Genomic DNA, 18,541 nt, shown 5'->3' with positions numbered 1-18,541 from the left:
CTTATTATTCTGATTAGTCAGGCAAGGACTAACGCTCCTCCTCGCCATTCTGTCCCTTGTCGCCCAGTCCCAAGGCCTTGAGCTTGCGATGCAGTGCCGAGCGTTCCATGCCGATGAAGCTGGCGGTCCGGCTGATGTTTCCGGAGAAGCGTCGTATCTGGACCCGCAGATATTCGCGCTCGAAGCTCTCCCGTGCCTCGCGGAGCGGTGAGCCCATGATCGACAAGGTCGCAGAACTCAGCCCGCCGGAGCCGCCGCTATCGAGCACCTCGGTCGGAAGCATGTCGACATCGATCCGGCCCAGCCGATCGCTCGGTGCCATGATCACCGTGCGTTCGATGATGTTGCGCAACTGGCGGACATTGCCCGGCCAGTCGTGCGCCTGAAGCGCGGCCAACGCCTCGTCGGAGAGATTTGGCGGCGGCATCCGCCGCTCGGCTGCGAAGCGCGCGAGATAATGGGCGCTCAGTTCAGGAATGTCCTCGCGCCGCTCCCGCAAGGGCGGGATCCGGACCGGCACCACATTGAGGCGGTAGTAGAGATCCTCGCGGAAACGACCGGCAGAGATTTCTTCCGACAGGTTGCGCGACGTCGCGGAAAGCACGCGCACATCGACCTTGACCGGACGCTGGCCCCCAACCCGGGTGAAGCTTTGGTCGGTGAGCACCCTAAGGATCTTGCCCTGGGTGGTGAGCGGCATGTCCGCGATTTCGTCGAGGAACAGGGTCCCCCCGTGCGCCTGCTCGAGGAAGCCGGGGCGCGCGACGCCATCGCCTTCAGAGCCGAACAATTCCTCCTCGACCCGGTCGGGGTCCATCCGCGCGGCCGCGACCGTCACGAACGGGCCGCCGTTGCGCGTGCTCCAATTGTGGATCGTGCGGGCCGCAATCTCCTTGCCGACGCCTGCAGGCCCCGTGATGAGTACGCGGCTGCCGGTCGGCGCCACCCGCTTCAACGTGGCGCGGACGGTGTTGATCGCGATCGACGAGCCGTTCAGCTGATCGTCGCTCCCGATCCGCATCTTGAGGTCGGCATTCTCTCGGCGCAGGCGATCGGTCTCGGTCGCTCGGCCCACCAGATGAAGCAGGCGGCTGGCCTCGAAGGGCTTTTCGATGAAATCGATCGCGCCCTCGCGGATTGCCGCCACCGCGGTGTCGAGGTTGCCATGGCCGCTGATCATCAACACCGGCAGCGAGGGATCGCGCCGCTTCACTTCCTCGAGCAACTGCAGCCCGTCCATCCGCGAGCCTTGCAGCCACACGTCGAGCAGCACGAGACTCGGTCGGCGGCTCTCGATCGCTTCGAGCGCGTCCGTCGAATTGGCCGCGGAGCGCACCGCATAGCCCTCATCCTCGAGCACGCCGGCGACCAGCTCGCGGATGTCGGCCTCATCGTCGACCACCAGCACTTCAAGCGCCATACTAGGCAGGCTCCTCGTCTTGGGGTTGTTCAGCCGCCTCGGCAAGCAAGGCCAGGCGGGCAAGGTCGAAAGCGATACGGACGTGGGTGCCGCCGCCCGCGCGATCGAGGAAGGCAATCTCGCCGCCATGCTCCTCGACGATCTTCTTGACAATGGCGAGCCCGAGCCCGGTGCCGCGGACCCGCGTCGTCATATAGGGTTCGGTCAGTCGCTCACGGTCGTGGGGCAGGCCGACACCGGTATCGTTGACGTCGATCACCAATTGCCGCGCGTCGCTGCAGATGCGCAATCCCACGCGATCGCCTTCAAGACTATGTTCACCGCGATTTCGCCTGCTTTCAATAGCTTCTACAGCGTTCTTGACAACATTTGTCAACGCTTGCCCAAGCTGGCGGCGGTCGCAGATCATGCGGATATCGCCCGCTGGCGGGTCGAGCGTGAACGTCACGCCGGGATGCGCCACCTCGTGCAGGAACAGGCTGGTGCGGGCGATGTCGTGCACATTCTCGTCGCGGAAGACGGGCTTCGGCATACGCGCGAAATTGCTGAACTCATCGACCATCCGGCGCAGGTCGCCGACCTGACGGATGATCGTTTCGGTCAGGCGGCCGAAGGTTTCCGGATCGCTTTCGACTTCCTTGCCGAAGCGGCGCTGGATGCGTTCGGCGGCGAGCTGGATCGGGGTGAGCGGATTCTTGATTTCGTGGGCAATACGGCGCGCGATGTCGGACCAGGCGGCGCGGCGCTGGTCGGCAAGCTGCTCGGTGATGTCGTCGAAGGTCAGCACCCAGCCGTCGGCATAGCGCACGCGCTTGACCGCAAGCGTGCGCTGCCCGCCCTCGGCGCGCACCAGTACGTCGGCCTCCCTCTGGTCGCCGCACAGGAACTCTTCCAGTTCCGGGCTGACCTCGCCTAGGGCACGTTCCTCGATGCCTTCCGCGCCATGCTGCAGCAGGGCCTCGGCCGAGCGATTGGTGAGCAAAATCCGGCGGTCGTCGTCGAGCGCAATGACGCCCGCCGTGACCGATCCGAGCACCGCCTCGATAAAGGCGCGGCGCGTATCGAGCTGCGTGTTGGCGGCCTTGAGGGCGCCGGTCTGTTCCTCGAGCCGGCCGGTCATGCGATTGAACGCAGCGGCGAGGACGCCGATTTCGTCATCCTTGCGCTCGACCTCCACACGGGCGGAAAAGTCGCCCTCCTCGACCCGGCCCGCTGCGGTCACGAGGCCCCCCAGAGGCCGGACCAGCCGATCGGCCAGCCGCAGGGCGACGAAGATCGCAAGCCCAACGATGATCAAGGCGCCCAGCAGCAAGGCCGTGTTGAAACGCAGCTGATAAACCCGCGCGCGTTCCTGCAGCGTGCGATAGTCGGTCAGAACGCTGTCTGCGCGGCTCATCTGCTCGCGCAAAGCGGGCTCGAACACGCGCGCCGAGTATAGATAGAGCGGAGTGCGGCTATCGAGCCGGGTCAGCGCGCCGACCCGATCGGGGCTGCTGACCTCCACCCATTCGCGGCCCTGGTTAAGTTCGGCCAGCTTGGCGGCGCTGATCTGGCGGTCGAGCGGGCGGTCGTAGGGGTTGACCAGCACCTGCGTGCGGATGACGCCATCCTCGCCCACCGTGAAGATGATCGCCTCGCTGAGATTGCGGGGAAGCACCTGATAGCGCGCGAAGGCGTCGGCAAAGCGGACATCGTCCAGCGCGAACCGGGGAAGGTAATCGCGCTGAAGATCGCCGGCCATGGTGACCGTCTCCAGCCCGACGCGATCGACCTCCTGCTGAAAGGTCGTGCGGGCGATCTGCACGCTGTTTTCCAGCATGCTGCGCGCCTTGTTCGAGAACCAGAACTCAAGCCCCGATTGAAGCAGGAACGACGCGAAGATGGCGACCAGGACCGTCGGCACTGCGGCGATGATCGAGAACAATGCCACCAGCCGCGTGTGCAGCAGCCCCGTGCCGAGCCCGCCCTGCTCCGCCCGCTTGACCGCGAGGCGGCGGGTCAGGAGCACCATCAGCAGAATGGCGGGGATGAGGTTGGCGACCAGCAACAGGGCGATCAGCGGCGGCGAGGCCATCTGAGTCGGATCGCCTTGCGCCAGGCTGGCGTAGCTAATCGACAGCATCACGGCGAGGGCGAGCGCGGCCACCAGCTCCATCACGCGATAGAAGCGGCCATTGCTCCGCTCCGCCGCAAGCCAGCGCTTCAGGCTCGGGGGCTGATCGAGGTTGGAAGCGGCCGTTCGGGCATCCATCGCCACCGCCCTAGCATGGACTTGTGGCGCAAAGAACACAGTTTGTGGCGGGTGATGTTAACTTTCTTTCGGCGCTCCAGAAGCCCGAGCGGTCAAGCCGCGGCTTTGCTCAGCCAAGGCGCGTAGAAGTCCCGCAGCATGGCGACGACCAGCTTGGGGTCGTCGATCGTATTCACCTTCTGCCGGAACTCGGCCGATCCGTGCAGTCCCTTGGTATACCAGCCGATATGCTTGCGGGCGAGGTTCACGCCGGTGTGCGCCCCGTAGAGCGATTGCATGGCGTCATACTGTTCGAGGATCACCGCCAGCTGCTCGTCCATGCCCGGGTCGGGGCGTTCGCCTCCGGCCAGGTCGGCGAGGATCTGGCCGAGCAGCCAGGGCCGGCCATAGGCACCGCGGCCGACCATCACGCCGTCGGCACCCGACTGCGCCAACGCCTCGCGCGCATCCTCTCGGCTGTTGATGTCGCCATTGACGATCACCGGAAGGCTGACCGCTTCCTTGACCAGCCTGACGAAGGACCAGTCGGCGCTGCCCTTATACATCTGATTGCGGGTGCGGCCATGAACCGTGATCATCTTCGCGCCGAGATCCTCGGCGATACGGGCAAGCTCGGGCGCGTTGAGGCTGTCATGACACCAGCCCATGCGCATCTTGACCGTCACCGGCACCTTGACCGCTTTGACCGTCGCCTCGATGATCGCAGCCGCCAGCGGCAGGTCGCGCATCAGCGCCGAGCCCGCATCGCCATTCACCACTTTCTTGACCGGGCAGCCCATGTTGATGTCGATGATCGCCGCGCCGCGCTGCTCGTTGAGGCGCGCCGCTTCGGCCATTTCGGTCGGGCTGCAGCCGGCGAGCTGAAGGCTGACCGGTTCCTCGCTCGGGTCCCACAGTGCCTTTTGCAGGCTCTGCCGAGTCTCGCGGATGGCGGCCTGGCTGGCGATCATCTCGCTCACCGTCAGGCCGGCGCCATAGCGCTTCACGATCTTGCGGAATGGAAGGTCGCTGACGCCGGTCATCGGCGCAAGGATCACCGGCGCGTCGATCCGGACCGGGCCGATCGAGATTGGCTTGTAGCTGTCCATGGGAGCGCGCGCCTTTACAGAACCGGGCGCAAGCGGGCAAGGCGCGGGACGTGGAGACCGTCACCGCCCTTATCGTCGCCGCTGGATCCGGCACCCGAATGGGAGCCGAGACACCCAAGCAATATCGGCTGCTCGCGGGCAAGCCCCTGCTCCGGCATGCTGTCGAGGCCCTGATCGCGCATCCGAGGATTTCGGGCGTGCGGGTGGTGATCGGCAACGGCCAGGAGAACGAGGCTGCGCAGGCCCTGGCCGGGCTGGATGTCGGCGGGCTGATCACCGGCGGCGCCGAGCGGGCCGACAGTGTTCGCGCCGGGCTCGACGCGATCGGCGAAGGCGTGGTTTTGGTGCACGACGCCGCCCGCCCCTTTTGCCCGCCCGAGGTCGTCGATCGGCTGCTCGATGCGCTGGCGAAGGCCGACGGCGCGGTACCGGTCCTGCCGGTAGCGGACACGCTGGCCAAGGGCGACAGCGAGCTGCGCGGCACGGTAAACCGTGCTCAGATCCTGCGCGTGCAGACGCCGCAGGCCTTCCACCTCGAGGACCTGCGCTACGCTTATGAAGAAGCGGGAAGCAGCGCGCCGACCGACGAGTCCACGGTGATGCAGCAGGCCGGCCTCAAGGTCGCAACCGTTGCCGGTGACGAGAGCCTGCATAAACTTACCTCGCCAAGAGATTGGGAACGCGCCGAAATGATGCTTGCTGCTCGCATGGTCAGCCGTTCGGGAACCGGCTTCGATGTCCACGCTTTCGACGGACCAGGACCGCTGATCATGGGCGGGATCACCATCGATCATCCGCAGGGCTTGGCCGGGCACAGCGATGCCGACGTCGTTCTCCACGCGATTACCGACGCGCTGCTGGGCGCCGCGGCACTGGGCGACATTGGCCAGCATTTCCCTCCCTCGGACCCGCGGTGGAAGGGGGCGGCAAGCGATCGCTTCCTGGTCCACGCCGCTGAACTGATCGGAAATCGCGGTGGGATCATCGACCATGTCGATTGCACCGTCATCTGCGAGGCGCCCAAGGTCGGACCGCACCGCGCCGCCATCCAGGCGCGGGTCGCCGACATTCTCGGCCTCGCCCTCCACGCGGTGAGCATCAAGGCGACTACCACTGAACAGCTGGGTTTCACCGGACGCCGCGAAGGTATAGCCGCGTCTGCAATCGCTACGATCCGCCTTCCCGCCTGAGGATAAGCGCCCATGGATTCGCTGCTTCCTGCCGAACTCGTCGAACGGGCCCGCAGCGTGATCGACAAGAACCGCGCCGCGGGACGGCGTATCGCCGTTGCAGAAAGCTGCACCGGCGGCCTGGTCAGCGCCGCCCTGACGGAAGTGGCGGGCAGCAGCGCGGTATTCGAAGCAGGTTATGTCACCTATGCCAACGAAGCGAAGATGTCCGCGCTCGGCGTCTCCGAGGACGTGCTCGGAACCTTCGGTGCGGTCAGCGTCGCCACCGCCTGGGCGATGGCACGGGGTGCGCTCATCCGGTCCGGGGCTGATGTGGCGGTGGCGATCACCGGGATTGCCGGCCCGGACGGCGGCAGCGCTGCCAAGCCGGTCGGCACCGTGGTCTTCGCCCGCGCCGAACGCGGCCATGAGGACGAGAGCATCGTCGCCGACACCAAATGCTTCGACACCGCGTCGGGGCGGAGCGGGATCAGGCTTCAGGCCGCGCTATGCGCGCTGGAATTGCTCGAGCCGTAAAGCGCGTTCGCGCGCTCCTCGAAGGCGTTGGTCATCTTGCGCAGCGCCCGGTCGAACACCTGCCCTGCGACCGCCTCGAAAATCCGGTTCTTGAAGGCGAAGTCGACGGTGAAGCCGAGGTTCGTGCCCCCGTCGGCAGGCTCGAAACGCCATTCATTGTGCAGGAACTTGAGCGGTCCCTCGACATAATCGACGGTGATGTGGCTTGGCCGTTCCTTCTTCACCCGGCTGGTGAAGCGCTCCCGGAAGGCGCCGAAGCCGACGATCAGGTCGGCCACCATCTCGGTCTCGCTCGACGAGCGGACGCGCACCGCGGTGACCCACGGCAGGAATTCATCATACCGCTTCACGTCAGCGACCAGCTCGAACAATTGCTCGGGCGTGTAGGGAAGGAAGCGCTGTTCGCTGTGCCGCGGCATCAGTAGACCTCGGCGCAGACCTTGCTGCCGGTGCAATCGAGCGAGACATAGGCCTCGTTCTTGAGCTTCCATCCGCCGCCCGAAGGCTCCCAGGTTGCTAGGTAGCTGCCGCTCAGCCGCATCTCCCCTTCGGGCTTGCGCCACGACCCGACCCAATGCCCGCTCTCGCTGGCGCGCTTTCCGTTGCGGCTGATGCGGATGCTGTCGGGCGTCCGCAGATACGTACGGAAGGTCGGATCGGCAAAGCCCTGCCCGATCCGGTCGCGAAACGCGGCCACGTCGAAGGGCCGGCCGCTCGAACCCGGCAGGATGGTATAGTCCGGCAGGAAGGAGCCCTTCATCGCCTCCCAATCGTGCGCGGCGATGGCCTGGTTCAAACGCTGGCGCTCGGCGCGGATGGCGACCTCAGGACCGGCGATCTGCGAAGCCAGCGTCAGCGCCGCCAGAATCATCCCTTCTGCCCGCGATTGAGGCGTTCGGACCGGGCCGCCTGCATCTTCTTGAAGTCATCGCCGGCGTGGTAGCTCGACCGGGTCAGCGGCGAAGCGGCAACCAGTAGGAAGCCCTTGGCACGCGCGATCGCGGCATAGGCCTTGAAGGCGTCGGGCGTGACGAACTCTTCCACCGTCGCGTGGCGCGGGGTCGGCTGAAGATACTGGCCCATGGTCAGGAAATCGACGTCGGCCGACCGCATGTCGTCCATCACCTGGTGGACTTCGAGGCGCTGCTCGCCGAGGCCGACCATCACGCCGGACTTGGTGAAGATGGCGGGATTGCGCCGCTTGACGCTCTCTAGCAGCCGCAGGGAGGCATAATAGCGCGCGCCTGGACGGATGGTCGGATAGAGCCTCGGGACGGTCTCGAGATTGTGATTGTAGACGTCGGGGCCGGCATCGACGATCCGGGCCACCGCTTCCTCGCTCTTGTTGCGGAAGTCGGGGGTAAGGATCTCGATCGTGGTCCTGGGCGTCTCGCGGCGGAGCGCTTCGATCACCTTGACGAACTGGCTGGCGCCGCCGTCGGGAAGGTCGTCACGGTCGACGCTGGTAACGACGATATGTTCAAGGCCAAGCTCGGCCGCGGCGATAGCCGTGTTCTGCGGCTCGAACGGGTCGACCGCACGCGGCATGCCGGTCTTGACGTTGCAGAAGGCGCAGGCCCGGGTGCAGGTGTCGCCAAGGATCATCACCGTGGCGTGCTTCTTGGTCCAGCATTCCCCGATGTTGGGGCAGGCCGCCTCCTCGCACACGGTGGCGAGCTTGAGGCTGCGCATCAGGCGCCGGGTTTCGGCATAGCCTTCGCTGGTAGGAGCCTTGACCCGGATCCAGTCGGGCTTGCGGACCCGGGGTGGGCTGGGGACGGGCAGATCGGCGGGCGCGTTCATGGCGCGCCATGTAGCGAGGAGGGGCAGCCTCTGCCACCCCTCCCCGGCCCATGGACTAGCAGCGGGTCGAGTTGTCGTAGATCGGCTGGCCGTTGCGATCGACGTAATAGCAATAGCCGCGGGTATCGCGGTAATACTGGCGACCATTCACGACCGCGCCGAGCACCGCGCCGGCAATGCCGCCCGCAACCGCGCCTTCAACCGTCGAAACACCAGGCACGATCGCGCCGACGCCGGCGCCGACCGCTGCGCCGACCGCAGCGCCCGTGGCGGCGCGGGTCGCGGTGCCGTTGTTCCGGCCATAATAGCCATCGTTGTAACCGGTCGTCGCGCAAGCGCCGAGCGACATGCTGCTGGCGACCAGCGCCGTCATCATTACCTTCTTCATGGGTCGTCTCCTAAAGATCTTACCCGGCCAAAGCGTCCGCGACCCGGCCGAGGTTCCATGAACGCCCAATTGCCAAGCCCGGCCGCTTCTTCTAGCCGCCGACCCGGAGGCGCCCGGCGGGCGCCAACCTGTGCCAATTTGTACAAAGGCCCCGGTCCATGCCCGAATTCGCAGCCCTCCTCCGCGGTTATGGCCGCTTTCGCTCCAGCGGCTATCGCGACCAGCACCGCCGCTGGGAAACGCTGGCCGAGGGGCAGGAGCCGCCGGTGATGATCATCGGCTGCTGCGACAGTCGGGTCGATCCCGCGACCATCTTCGACACGGTCCCGGGCCAGGCCTTCATCCTCCGGAACGTCGCCAATCTTGTACCCCCTTTCGAGCAGGGCGGCGGGCTTCACGGGGTCTCGGCAGCACTCGAATTTGCCGTCACCAAGCTTGAGGTGAAGCATATCGTCGTCATGGGGCACGGCGCCTGCGGCGGCATCAGCGCGGCGCTTGCCGGCCATGGCGAACCTGACCGAATCTTCATCGACAAGTGGATCGGCCTCCTCGACAGCGCCCGCGACAAGGTGCTGGAGCAGGCCCCGGAAGATCCGCAGCACGCGCTGGAGCTGGAGGGCGTCAAGGTCAGCCTCGACAATCTTCGCACCTTCCCCTTCGTCGCCGAACGCGAGGCCGCGGGCAGGCTCAAGCTGCACGGCTGCTGGTTCGCCATTGCCGAAGGAACGCTCTACGAGCTCGACGAGAAGGCCGGGCAGTTCGCGCCCGTGCCGGAGGCCGCCTGAGCCATGGACCGCGATCGCAACATCGCCCTGCTGATCGATGCCGACAATGCCTCGCCCGACCATCTCGACGAGGTACTCCTGGTGCTGGGCGAGCTTGGTGGGATCAACGTCCGCCGGGCCTACGGCAATTGGTCCAAGCCCGCGCTCAAGGGCTGGGGACAATTGACCACGCAGCATTCGATCCAGCCGATCCAGCAGTTCGACGTGGTCAAGGGCAAGTCGGCGACCGACATGCGGATGGTGATCGACGCCATGGACATGCTCCACCGCGACCAGATCGACGGACTTGGCATCATGTCGAGCGACAGCGATTTCCTGCCCCTGGCGCAGCGCATCCGCGAGGCAGGCATTCCGGTCTACGGTTTCGGCACCGCCAAGACGCCGGTCAGCTTCCAGAACAGCTGCACCCGCTTCTTCGACGTCGCCGCGCTGGCAGGCGCGGAGCAAGGCGAACCGACGGACCCCGAGCATGAAGCACGACCGGTCGAGGAAGAATTGCTCAAAGCTCTCGGTTCGGCGTGGAAGCAGAGCAAGCGCGACCAGGAAGGTTTCGCCTCGCTTTCGGAGGTCGGACAGCGGGCGAAGGCAGTGCTGAGCTTCTCGGTGCGCAACTACGGCGCGCGTAGCCTGTCCGAACTGGTCCGCTCGATGCCCGAATTCCAGGTCAAGGAAGCCGATGGCGGCGGCCTGCTGGTGCGCCGGGTCCGCTAGCGCGAAGGAACCCTCCTCCCCCTCTCCCGTTTCGGTGGAAACCAATTCACGGGAGAGACCAAGTGGCTGATGCCGAGCGCGCCGAGGAACTGAAGCAGGATTTCTGGAAAGAGCTGAAGAGCTCGCCCTTCGTGATGATCGGCCTGCAGGGCGTCGAGGACAGCCGTACCCGCCCCTGGACCGCGCAGGTCGATTGGCAGGACGACACCAAGGACGGCGGCGACATCTATTTCTTCGGTGCCAAGTCCGAAGCGATCGTGAAGGGCCTGTCGGAAAACAATCGCGTGGTCTGCACCTATGTCGCGAAGGGCCACGACCTGTTCGCGCACATCCACGGAACGCTGGAACTGGTCGAAGACCGGACCCTCGTGGACAAGTTCTGGAACCCGTTCATCGCCAGCTGGTACAAGGACGGCAAGGACGATCCTGACCTGCAGCTCCTGCGATTCGACACCAGCAAGGCGGAAATCTGGAAGGCCGAGGCTGGCGCGACCCTGGTCGCCGCGGCACTCAAGATGCTGGGACGCGACCCCGGCAAGGATCATCAGCGCGAAAATCAGGCCGAGGTCGCCCTCTGAAACTGTGCTCCCTGTGCAACAGGGAGCATCCGCATACGTATGTCAGACGCTTCTGTTCGGAACCGGACACAGGGACTTTCGTTCCTGTGTCCACCTCTCATAGCGGGAGGTAGTGACCAGTGTGCTCAGGTGGATTTGTACTTTGGCCAGTGATCCGAAGATTGGATTTGATATCCGCGTCGGCGATTTCCCCGATCCCAGCGAAGATTCCGCAACGTTGACAGCCAAGGCTGAACGTTGCCGGAGGCTCGCTGCAGGAATTTCCGACAAACAGGCGTCGGACGTGCTGACGGGCATGGCCCGCGGCTATCAGGATGCCGCCGAACGGCTGAAGGGCGCTAACCCCACAGTGTAACTGCTCGCGGGGGCTGGCCTCCGGTGCGCTTTTCAGTCTAGCTCGCCGCCATGGCGCGGCCAACTTCCCGTTCGCTCGGCCGGCGAGGCGGCCGATCCCTTCCTTCACGTCTGCTCGGCGGCCTGCTCAAGCTGCTGGTCGGCTTTGTCTTGCTGTCGGTCGGCTGGGTGCTGATCTACCGCTTCATCAATCCGCCGATCACCGCGACGATGATGGGCGACATGATCGCGGGACGCGGCGCGGCGCGGGAGTGGATGGGCCTCGACAGGATCGACCGGGACATGGTCCGTGCCGTCATCGGCGGCGAAGATGCCAAATTCTGTTCGCATGCAGGCTTCGACTGGGACGCGATCAGTGATGCTGCCCGGCGCAATGCAAGCGGCGGACGTATCCGCGGCGGCTCGACCATCAGTCAGCAGACCGCGAAGAACGCCTTCCTGTGGCAAGGCGGCGGCTATGCCCGTAAAGGCCTGGAGGCGTGGTTCACCTTTCTGATCGAGCAGCTGTGGGGCAAGCGGCGGATCATGGAGGTTTACCTCAACGTCGCGGAGACCGGCATCGGGACCTACGGGGTCAATGCCGGTTCGCAGCGCTATTACGGCCATGATGCGAGCGCGATGACCCGGGTCGAGGCCGCAAGGATTGCAGCGGTCCTGCCATTACCCAAGGGCCGGGAGGCAATCGCGCCGCGCGGCTTTACCAAGCGCTACGGTAACAGCATTTCGGCCCGCGTCGGGATCGTCGCGCGCGATGGCCTCGATGCCTGCGTCTATGCCGGGCAGACCGCACCGAAGGACCGCACCCCGCCGCCGAGCAGGAAGCCGGTGACCTTGCCGGGCGCCGACGTCGAGACCAGCACACCGCCGCCACCGCCCCCGCAGGAAGTGCTGGAACAACTTCCGCCTGCGTCCGACGCGCCTGCGCCGCCCGTGTCGGAGCCACTTTTGGACCCGGACCCGGACCCGGACCCGGGCGCGCCACCGGAGCCGAGCCCGCAAGAAACGGACGGCAACGGCGCCTGACAGGTCACTCAGGGAAAGAGGTGCTCCACCTCGAGGTCGGGCAGCGCCTCGCGGATGAGCATGCTTCGGTGGCAACCCTTCGGTTCCCGTTCGAAGCAGAGCAGGGCCGACGGTTTTTCGCGCACCAGTTCGCCCAGTTGCGCTGACGCCGCCATCGCCTCGGGCAAGGCGAGTTGCCCGGCATAGATGCGTTCCATCTCGGCGGTGCGGCCTTTGCGCGCGGCTTCGCGGCCGTCCGGCGGCGTCCCGAGGGCGCGCAAATGGACATAGCCGATGCCTTCTTCCTCGAGTGCCAGCCGCAGCGGCGTCTTTGAAAAGCCGGGTCGCCGCGACAGCGGAAGCGCACGGACGTCGATCACCTGCCGCACACCCGCCCGTTTCAGCGCCGCGAGGAATTCGGCCTGGGTTGTCGCCTCATAGCCGATGGTAAAGAGCTTGGGCGCGGTCAGACCGGGCCAACCAGGGCGAAACTGGGGATGGCTGCATCGAAGGCACGACCGTCCTCGTCGACCATCTGATAGCTTCCGGTCATCCGTCCCGTCGGGGTCGGAAGCGGGCAACCGGACACATAGTCATAAGCGGCGCCCGGTGCGATTACAGGCATCTCGCCCACCACGCCCTCGCCCCGCACCTCGTGCACCGCGCCGCGGCCGTCGGTGATGGTCCAGCTGCGGGCAAGCAGCTGCACGCTGCCCTCGCCATTATTCTCGATCCGGATGTGATAGGACCAAAACCACCGCCCGTTCGACGGCGCCGATTGCTCGGCAAGGAAACTCACCGCGACCCGTACCGTGACGTCACCGGTGACCGCCTCGTGGGGGAAAAGGATGGCCATCGCCGACACTGTCATCGGATCACGCTACCAGTCCGGCGGCCCGGCGCAAGCGATGCGTGAGGCGTTCACGCGCATCCCACGCCGGATCGCCCGGGCGATCGAGCAGGTCGCGGCGAATTCGGCGCCCCGTCAGCGTGAGGCCGGCAAGCCAATCGGCCGCCGCCCGCTCGATAAGGTCAGGCTCGAACCCGAAGCCGAGTTCCGCCAGCAGCAGTATTTCATAGGCAAGGAGGGCAGGCCCCCACCCGCTCGCCGACGGCGCGGACGCAACCGCCTCGAGAAGGCCGTCGAGGCCCTGATACAGAGCCGGATAAGGCTGGTGTTCCGGCAGGACCTGGGCGGTCAGCGCGGTGGCCCAGACAATTGCCGCCGCCGGCAAGGGTTCGGTCATCAACGGGGCGCGGCTGCGGGTGAGCTCCACCTCCGCTTGTGGTAACTGCGCCTCGGTGCGGGCTGCCAGCCGCGCCTCTACCGCGTTGCCGGCAACCAGCACCGGGCGCATCCGCCGCCCGCGGGCACCGCGAACATAGGCCGCGACAAGACCTTGGTCGGGCGTCAGCATGCGCACCACGGCGCCATGCTCCCCGTGGGCCCGCAGCGACAGGATGATCGCCGGCGTGGTCAGCCGCATGACGTCAGCCTTGGCCCGTCACCCATTCGGGTGGAAATAGTCATAAAGCTGACGCGCCGTCGCCTTGCTGATCCCCGGCGCTTTCTCGAGGTCTTCGAGCGCCGCGCCCTTGACCGCTCGTGCCGTGCCGAAGTGCATCAGGAGCGCCCGCTTGCGGGTCGGCCCGATCCCGGGAACCTCGTCCAGGCTCGAAGTGACGAGGTTCTTGGCCCGCTTGGCGCGATGCGTGCCGATGGCGAAGCGGTGAACCTCGTCACGCAGCCGCTGGAGATAGAACAGCAACGGAGAGTTGACCGGAAAGGTCAGCTCGCGGCCGTTCGGAAGGTGGAACACCTCGCGGCCCTCACGGCCGTGGTGCGGCCCCTTGGCAACGCCGACAACCGGGACGTCGTGAACCCCAGCATCCTCCATGATCTCAAGCACGGCGTTCAACTGCCCCCTGCCCCCGTCGATCAGGATGAGATCGGGCCATTCGCCGCTCGAACGGTCGGGATCGTCCTTCTCGAGCCGCTGGAAGCGCCGCTCGAGCACTTCCTTCATCATCGCAAAGTCGTCGTCGGTCGCGGCCTTCTTGATGTTGAACTTGCGATAGCTGTTCTTCACGAACCCCTGCGGCCCGGCGACGACCATCGCGCCGGTTGCAGCGGTGCCCATGATGTGGCTGTTGTCGTACACTTCAATCCGCTTGGGCACATCGGGCAGCTCGAATGCGTCGGCCAGTTCACGCAGCAACTTGGTCTGCGTGGTGCTCTCGGCGTGGCGCCTGTCGAGCGCCTCGACCGCGTTGCGGCTGGCCTGTTCGATCAACTTCCTGCGGTCGCCCCGCTGCGGCCGCTCGATCAGCACCTTGCGGCCGGCCTTTTCGCCAAGCGCATCGGCGACCAGCTCGGCTTCGGCCACGTCGCGATCGACGAGAATGCGCTTGGGCGGCGGCATGTCTTCGTAGAACTGGATCAGAAAGCTCGCGAGGACTTCGTCTTCAGGAACGTCGGCGGTGTGCGAGGGAAAGAAGGCGCGGTGGCCCCAATTCTGACCGCCGCGGATGAAGAAGGCCTGGATGCACATCGTCCCGCCCTTCGCTGCCAAGGCGAAGATGTCGGCATCGCCCAATCCCTCGGCGTGGACGGTCTGCGTGCCCTGAATGTAGGTCAGCGCGCGCAACCGATCGCGGTAGACCGCGGCAAGTTCGTAATCCTGCTTCTCGGCCGCTTCCGCCATCTGCTTGGACAAGCGGGCCTGGACGCCGGTCGACTTGCCCGCGAGGAAATTCTTCGCGTCGTCGACCAGTTCGCCATAGGCATCGGGCGCGATCCGGCCCACGCAGGGCCCCGAACAGCGCCGGATTTGATACAGCAGGCAAGGCCGCGAGCGATTGTTGAAAAAGCCGTCGCTGCAAGATCTTAGCAGGAAGAGCTTCTGAAGCGCGTTAAGCGTGCGGGTGACCGACCCGGCGCTTGCGAACGGTCCGAAATACTGCCCCTTCGAACGCCGCGCGCCGCGATGCTTCTGTACCCGGGGATAGGCATGGTCCTCGCGCAGGAGGATGAAGGGAAAGCTTTTATCGTCGCGCAGAAGCACGTTGTAGGGCGGGCGGAAGCGCTTGATCAGCTGCGCCTCGAGGAGCAGCGCCTCGGCCTCGGTATTGGTGGTGACGATGGTCATCGTCCGCGTTTGCGAGACCATTCGCTGCAGGCGCTTCGAAAGCCGCGTGACCTGGGTGTAATTGGCGACCCGGTTCTTGAGTGCGCGGGCCTTGCCGACATAGAGAACCTCGCCGCGCGAATCCTGCATGCGATAGACGCCAGGGCGGACCGGCAGGGTCTTCACGACATTGCGGATTGCCGCGACACCGGCTTCGAGGTCAGGCGCTTCCCCACCCCCCTTCACGGTAGTAGTCGCGGCTTCCTCGTTGAAACGCTCGGTCGCGCGGGGGTGGTCCGGTCGGTCAGCCGGGGTGCGGTTCATGATGCGGCATGTAGGAGCTTGAGGACGGGAGCGGAAGCAGGGAGCGGGCCAGGTTCGCCTCCCAGACTTGCACTCCGCAGTCTTAGGCGATAGCTCAGAGCGAACGAGGCGTCGTCATTCGGCGAATGCCAGCAGTCTGGATGCCGGATGATGAAGACCAAGAAGACCTGGACCAAGCCCGAACTGCGCGTCTTCCGTGCTGGCCGCGCCGAGAATGGCAAGTTCTCAAACATTTCGGACGGCCCCGGCAACTCCAAGTCGTAATCGTCGCCGCGGGAGTTCCGGGTGAACTCCCTTGCTGGCATTGCTGCGTTCGATGGTCGCGAGGTCCGGCGTGACAGGCTTGCCGCCAGCCTGACGGCACAGCTGCCGGGGCGCGGACATGCGTTCGCCAGCCTGGATCAAGCAGAATTCGGATCGGATCACCCGTCAGCGCTGATGCGCGACGGCAGTCTTCTTATTGCCGTCGATGGCCGGATTGATAACCGGCTCGAGCTTTCCAAGCGCTTGGGCTTGCCGACCAATTGCAGTCCGGCCCAGCTTCTCCTGTGCGGATGGCGGGCATGGGCCGAAGAACTACCCAACCGGCTGCTCGGCGACTTCGCGGTCGCTATTTACTCCTCGCACGACAGGGCAGTCTGGCTGTTCGCCTCCCCCTCGTCCGAACGCCCGCTCAGTTACCAATTTGATGTTTCGGGCGTGCGCTTCGCCTCTATTCCGATAGGACTGCGTGCGCTTATCGGGCAGCTGGAGCCTGATCTCGGATCGATAGCAGCAGTTATGGGCGGCGGCTCCCTGGGTCGGCGTAGCCTGTTCACCTCGATCGAGCGCGTCCTTCCCGGCGAGATTATCCGCCTGAAGCCGGGCAAAATCGATCGCCGGCGCTACTGGTGCCCCGCAATCTGGCCGGTGGCGGTCAGCAAGCTCGAGGACCGGGCCGAGGAATATCGCAGCTTGTTGCGGTCGGCGGTGTCCTGCCGGCTGGAACCGGGCCCGGTCGCAACGCAGCTGAGTTCGGGGTGGGACAGCAGCGCCGTTACCGCGGTGGCCGCCGACGTGGCCGGGCCGCCGCGCGTTACGGCCTTCACCTCCGCTCCGCTGCAGGCCGTCGGAGGGTCGGTGATCCGCGGCCGCTTCGTCGACGAATCCGAAGCTGCGGCCGTGACCGCCCGCAGTCTTGGCATCCGGCACGCGATCGTCCGGCAATCCGCCCCGCCCTTCGCCGTTGCGCGGCAGCTAGCGGCGCGCTCCCATTATCTGGTGCACTGCCCCTACAATATGTCGTGGTGGCAACAGATCAGGACCGAAGCCGCGGCAATAGGCGCCAAGGGCCTGCTTACCGGAGAGCTTGGCAATCTCTCACTGAACGCGAGCGGCGTCGGGACGCTTCGAGCGCACTTCTATGCAGGTCATTTACGTCGCTGGTGGAGCGAAAGCCATGCCGTGGTGGCAAGTCGCCGCGCCCGCTGGCGAGGTATCGCATTTGCCAGCATGGAACCGCTTCTTCCGGCGGCGGTCAGTCGATTGCTCCGCGGCCAGTTCGGCGTTCGCAACAGCGCTTCGGAATTTTTCCGCCCCGAGTGGCGACCCGGACGTGAAGACGTCCACGTATCCATGAACCCTTACAAGGATCGCCTCGAGGCCATCCTCCAGACCGATACAGGTGAGACCCGCCGGTCGGCCTTCAGTGCATTTGGCCTGATGGAGAGCGATCCCACGTCCGATCGGCGCCTCGTGGAATTCAGCCTGACCCTGCCTCCCGAAGATCTCGTCTCGAAGGGCGTCCTGCGTCCCCTGGCCAGGCACGCGCTGGATGGGCTGGTTCCGGCAGAAGTGCTCGACCTTCAATTGCGCGGACTCCAGGCGAGCGACTGGTACCAGCGGGTCAGCCAGGCCGATGCCCTCGAGGTGCTGGAAGACATCAAGGGCAGCACCTTGGCCACGGAACTGCTCGACATGGCGGCTCTCGAACAGGCCATTGCCGGGTGGCCGACCAGCGACTGGAACAGCGAGGCCAATTACGGGCGCTATCGGGTGTCGGTAACCCGCGCCCTCTGTGCCGGCATCTTCCTCAAGGAAGTCGAAGCGGCATCCTAGGCTCCTCAGGCCGCAGCGCGGGCGGCCTCGTCGGCACCGAGGATCCATTCAACGGCCTTGCGCGCATGGATCGCGGTGGTGTCGTAAACCGGCATGATATTGGCGCGAGGGTCGACTGCCAGCACTAGCTCGGTGCAGCCCAGCACGATCGCTTCGACCCGCTTCTTGCCAAGCTCGGTGATCAGGGTCTTGAGCTTGCGCTGGCTTTCGCGGACCACTCGTCCGGCGGCCAGCTCCTCGTAGATGATGCGATCGACCTCGGTGATCCAGCCCTCTTCGATCGCCGCAAGCTGGATGCCGCGTGTCTCGAACGATTGCCGGACATGCGGTTCGGTCATCGTCACCCGGGTGCCGAGAAGCGCGACATTGCGACGGTTGTCGGAAGCAAGCTTTTCCGCGGCAGCCTCGCCGATGTGCAGCACCGGCAGCGACACAGCGGCGGCGACCGCGTCATAATGCTTGTGCATGGTATTCGAGGTCAGGATAAGGCCTTCCGCACCCGCGGCGACGAGGCGCTTGCAGGCGTCGATGATCACCAATTCGCCGCCCGCCCAGTCGCCCTTGCGATGAAAGGCGGCATAATCGTCCTCGCAGTCGAGGCTTTCGATCACCATCCGGGCGCTGTGCAGTCCGCCCAGCCGGGCCGCGACGCCCTTGTTGATATGCTCGTAGTAGAGCGCCGTGCTGTTCCAGCTCGCACCGCCGACCATTCCGAGCTTCTTCACGCCTGATCCCCTCACCCGCGCGCACCAGATGTGCCGCCCCAATTGGTTACACGGAATCTTGTCTCGCAGACCGGTCAGGACGGCAAGCGGATGAAGGGAGATTCTGGGGCTTCTTAACGCGGCAAAGGCAGACTGTTGCGAAGCGGCGACAAGAGGTTGCGGGTGCGAAAGGAGTCTAGGC

General features: G+C 65.5%; 19 protein-coding genes and 1 pseudogene. 8 read left to right on the top strand and 12 right to left on the bottom strand.

What is annotated here, in order from left to right:
- Positions 1-28 precede the first annotated feature (28 nt).
- From ntrX to dusB, 3 genes are all read right to left on the bottom strand, one after another.
- Entirely contained in the window at positions 29-1,420 is a 1,392-nt protein-coding gene (gene ntrX / locus ABD729_RS11650) for a nitrogen assimilation response regulator NtrX (RefSeq protein ID WP_344710455.1), read from the bottom strand.
- Between the two features lies 1 nt (position 1,421).
- A complete protein-coding gene (locus ABD729_RS11645; RefSeq protein ID WP_344710453.1) occupies positions 1,422-3,671 on the bottom strand; it encodes a sensor histidine kinase in 2,250 nt (749 codons plus the stop codon).
- A 92-nt stretch (positions 3,672-3,763) separates the two neighbouring features.
- Positions 3,764-4,759: a tRNA dihydrouridine synthase DusB gene (dusB, locus tag ABD729_RS11640; RefSeq protein ID WP_344710451.1), complete on the bottom strand. Its 996-nt coding sequence runs from the start codon at positions 4,757-4,759 to the stop codon at positions 3,764-3,766.
- A gap of 50 nt (positions 4,760-4,809) precedes the next feature.
- On the opposite strand from dusB, the gene ABD729_RS11635 reads away from it, so the two are divergent.
- Together ABD729_RS11635 and ABD729_RS11630 are read left to right on the top strand one after the other, a co-directional pair.
- Positions 4,810-5,949 (top strand): bifunctional 2-C-methyl-D-erythritol 4-phosphate cytidylyltransferase/2-C-methyl-D-erythritol 2,4-cyclodiphosphate synthase, encoded by a 1,140-nt coding sequence (locus ABD729_RS11635; protein WP_344710449.1) that lies wholly within the window; start codon positions 4,810-4,812, stop codon positions 5,947-5,949.
- Between the two features lie 12 nt (positions 5,950-5,961).
- The gene (locus ABD729_RS11630) at positions 5,962-6,465 is read left to right on the top strand and encodes a CinA family protein (RefSeq protein WP_344710447.1); all 504 of its coding nucleotides are present in this window, start codon (positions 5,962-5,964) and stop codon (positions 6,463-6,465) included.
- Here the strand turns inward: ABD729_RS11630 and ABD729_RS11625 are convergent.
- The 4 genes from ABD729_RS11625 to ABD729_RS11610 are packed head-to-tail and all read right to left on the bottom strand — an operon-like array spanning position 6,426 to position 8,656.
- Entirely contained in the window at positions 6,426-6,884 is a 459-nt protein-coding gene (locus ABD729_RS11625; RefSeq protein ID WP_344710445.1) for a type II toxin-antitoxin system RatA family toxin, read from the bottom strand. The two genes, ABD729_RS11630 and ABD729_RS11625, sit on opposite strands and share 40 nt — an antisense overlap.
- On the bottom strand, positions 6,884-7,336 hold the full coding sequence (locus ABD729_RS11620; RefSeq protein ID WP_344710444.1) for a nuclear transport factor 2 family protein: 453 nt from the start codon (positions 7,334-7,336) through the stop codon (positions 6,884-6,886). Before ABD729_RS11620 ends, ABD729_RS11625 begins: the two co-directional genes overlap by 1 nt.
- Complete coding sequence (gene lipA, locus ABD729_RS11615) at positions 7,333-8,268, bottom strand: lipoyl synthase (RefSeq protein WP_344710443.1); 936 nt, start codon at positions 8,266-8,268, stop codon at positions 7,333-7,335. Before lipA ends, ABD729_RS11620 begins: the two co-directional genes overlap by 4 nt.
- A gap of 55 nt (positions 8,269-8,323) precedes the next feature.
- On the bottom strand, positions 8,324-8,656 hold the full coding sequence (locus ABD729_RS11610) for a hypothetical protein (protein ID WP_344710442.1): 333 nt from the start codon (positions 8,654-8,656) through the stop codon (positions 8,324-8,326).
- Between the two features lie 158 nt (positions 8,657-8,814).
- Here ABD729_RS11610 and ABD729_RS11605 point away from each other — a divergent pair, with 158 nt between their 5' ends.
- The 5 genes and pseudogenes from ABD729_RS11605 to mtgA all read left to right on the top strand — a co-directional run.
- On the top strand, positions 8,815-9,441 hold the full coding sequence (locus tag ABD729_RS11605) for a carbonic anhydrase (protein WP_344710441.1): 627 nt from the start codon (positions 8,815-8,817) through the stop codon (positions 9,439-9,441).
- Positions 9,442-9,444: 3 nt separating this feature from the next.
- Entirely contained in the window at positions 9,445-10,152 is a 708-nt protein-coding gene (locus ABD729_RS11600; RefSeq protein WP_344710439.1) for an NYN domain-containing protein, read from the top strand.
- Positions 10,153-10,214: 62 nt separating this feature from the next.
- Positions 10,215-10,730 (top strand): pyridoxamine 5'-phosphate oxidase family protein, encoded by a 516-nt coding sequence (locus ABD729_RS11595; RefSeq protein ID WP_344710437.1) that lies wholly within the window; start codon positions 10,215-10,217, stop codon positions 10,728-10,730.
- 112 nt (positions 10,731-10,842) lie between these two features.
- Positions 10,843-11,085 carry a hypothetical protein gene (locus tag ABD729_RS11590; RefSeq protein ID WP_344710435.1) on the top strand — a complete coding sequence of 81 codons (243 nt, stop codon included), beginning with the start codon at positions 10,843-10,845 and terminating at the stop codon, positions 11,083-11,085.
- Positions 11,086-11,135: 50 nt separating this feature from the next.
- Positions 11,136-11,855 (top strand): annotated as a pseudogene (gene mtgA, locus ABD729_RS11585) (monofunctional biosynthetic peptidoglycan transglycosylase); the annotation flags it as partial.
- Between the two features lie 260 nt (positions 11,856-12,115).
- On the opposite strand, the gene ABD729_RS11580 reads toward mtgA, so the two are convergent.
- The 4 genes from ABD729_RS11580 to uvrC are packed head-to-tail and all read right to left on the bottom strand — an operon-like array spanning position 12,116 to position 15,538.
- Positions 12,116-12,556 (bottom strand): DUF488 domain-containing protein, encoded by a 441-nt coding sequence (locus ABD729_RS11580; protein ID WP_344711434.1) that lies wholly within the window; start codon positions 12,554-12,556, stop codon positions 12,116-12,118.
- Positions 12,553-12,942: a Co2+/Mg2+ efflux protein ApaG gene (gene apaG, locus ABD729_RS11575; RefSeq protein WP_344710433.1), complete on the bottom strand. Its 390-nt coding sequence runs from the start codon at positions 12,940-12,942 to the stop codon at positions 12,553-12,555. The genes ABD729_RS11580 and apaG overlap by 4 nt, the downstream gene beginning before the upstream one ends.
- Before the next feature lie 19 nt (positions 12,943-12,961).
- Positions 12,962-13,573: a DNA repair protein RecO gene (recO, locus tag ABD729_RS11570; protein WP_344710431.1), complete on the bottom strand. Its 612-nt coding sequence runs from the start codon at positions 13,571-13,573 to the stop codon at positions 12,962-12,964.
- Between the two features lie 18 nt (positions 13,574-13,591).
- Positions 13,592-15,538: an excinuclease ABC subunit UvrC gene (uvrC, locus tag ABD729_RS11565; protein WP_344710429.1), complete on the bottom strand. Its 1,947-nt coding sequence runs from the start codon at positions 15,536-15,538 to the stop codon at positions 13,592-13,594.
- A gap of 285 nt (positions 15,539-15,823) precedes the next feature.
- On the opposite strand from uvrC, the gene ABD729_RS11560 reads away from it, so the two are divergent.
- Complete coding sequence (locus tag ABD729_RS11560) at positions 15,824-17,635, top strand: asparagine synthase-related protein (protein ID WP_344710427.1); 1,812 nt, start codon at positions 15,824-15,826, stop codon at positions 17,633-17,635.
- Between the two features lie 5 nt (positions 17,636-17,640).
- On the opposite strand, the gene ABD729_RS11555 is transcribed toward ABD729_RS11560, so the two are convergent.
- On the bottom strand, positions 17,641-18,360 hold the full coding sequence (locus tag ABD729_RS11555; protein WP_344710425.1) for an aspartate/glutamate racemase family protein: 720 nt from the start codon (positions 18,358-18,360) through the stop codon (positions 17,641-17,643).
- Between the last annotated feature and the right edge of the window lie 181 nt (positions 18,361-18,541).

The sequence above is a fragment of the Sphingomonas humi genome (assembly GCF_039536725.1).
Lineage (GTDB): Bacteria > Pseudomonadota > Alphaproteobacteria > Sphingomonadales > Sphingomonadaceae > Sphingomicrobium > Sphingomicrobium humi.
Note: the sequence above shows the minus strand (reverse complement) of the source record. Positions and strands in the feature narration are given on the sequence as shown.

What these genes read in the sequence shown, in the direction of transcription:
- dusB (WP_344710451.1), bottom strand. Translation starts at nt 4,759, where the DNA reads ATGGACAGCTACAAGCCAATCTCGATCGGCCCGGTCCGGATCGACGCG.
- apaG (WP_344710433.1), bottom strand. Translation starts at nt 12,942, where the DNA reads ATGGCCATCCTTTTCCCCCACGAGGCGGTCACCGGTGACGTCACGGTA.
- ntrX (WP_344710455.1), bottom strand. Translation starts at nt 1,420, where the DNA reads ATGGCGCTTGAAGTGCTGGTGGTCGACGATGAGGCCGACATCCGCGAG.
- ABD729_RS11610 (WP_344710442.1), bottom strand. Translation starts at nt 8,656, where the DNA reads ATGAAGAAGGTAATGATGACGGCGCTGGTCGCCAGCAGCATGTCGCTC.
- recO (WP_344710431.1), bottom strand. Translation starts at nt 13,573, where the DNA reads ATGCGGCTGACCACGCCGGCGATCATCCTGTCGCTGCGGGCCCACGGG.
- uvrC (WP_344710429.1), bottom strand. Translation starts at nt 15,538, where the DNA reads ATGAACCGCACCCCGGCTGACCGACCGGACCACCCCCGCGCGACCGAG.
- lipA (WP_344710443.1), bottom strand. Translation starts at nt 8,268, where the DNA reads ATGAACGCGCCCGCCGATCTGCCCGTCCCCAGCCCACCCCGGGTCCGC.
- ABD729_RS11625 (WP_344710445.1), bottom strand. Translation starts at nt 6,884, where the DNA reads ATGCCGCGGCACAGCGAACAGCGCTTCCTTCCCTACACGCCCGAGCAA.
- ABD729_RS11600 (WP_344710439.1), top strand. Translation starts at nt 9,445, where the DNA reads ATGGACCGCGATCGCAACATCGCCCTGCTGATCGATGCCGACAATGCC.
- ABD729_RS11645 (WP_344710453.1), bottom strand. Translation starts at nt 3,671, where the DNA reads ATGGATGCCCGAACGGCCGCTTCCAACCTCGATCAGCCCCCGAGCCTG.
- ABD729_RS11605 (WP_344710441.1), top strand. Translation starts at nt 8,815, where the DNA reads ATGCCCGAATTCGCAGCCCTCCTCCGCGGTTATGGCCGCTTTCGCTCC.
- ABD729_RS11630 (WP_344710447.1), top strand. Translation starts at nt 5,962, where the DNA reads ATGGATTCGCTGCTTCCTGCCGAACTCGTCGAACGGGCCCGCAGCGTG.
- ABD729_RS11620 (WP_344710444.1), bottom strand. Translation starts at nt 7,336, where the DNA reads ATGATTCTGGCGGCGCTGACGCTGGCTTCGCAGATCGCCGGTCCTGAG.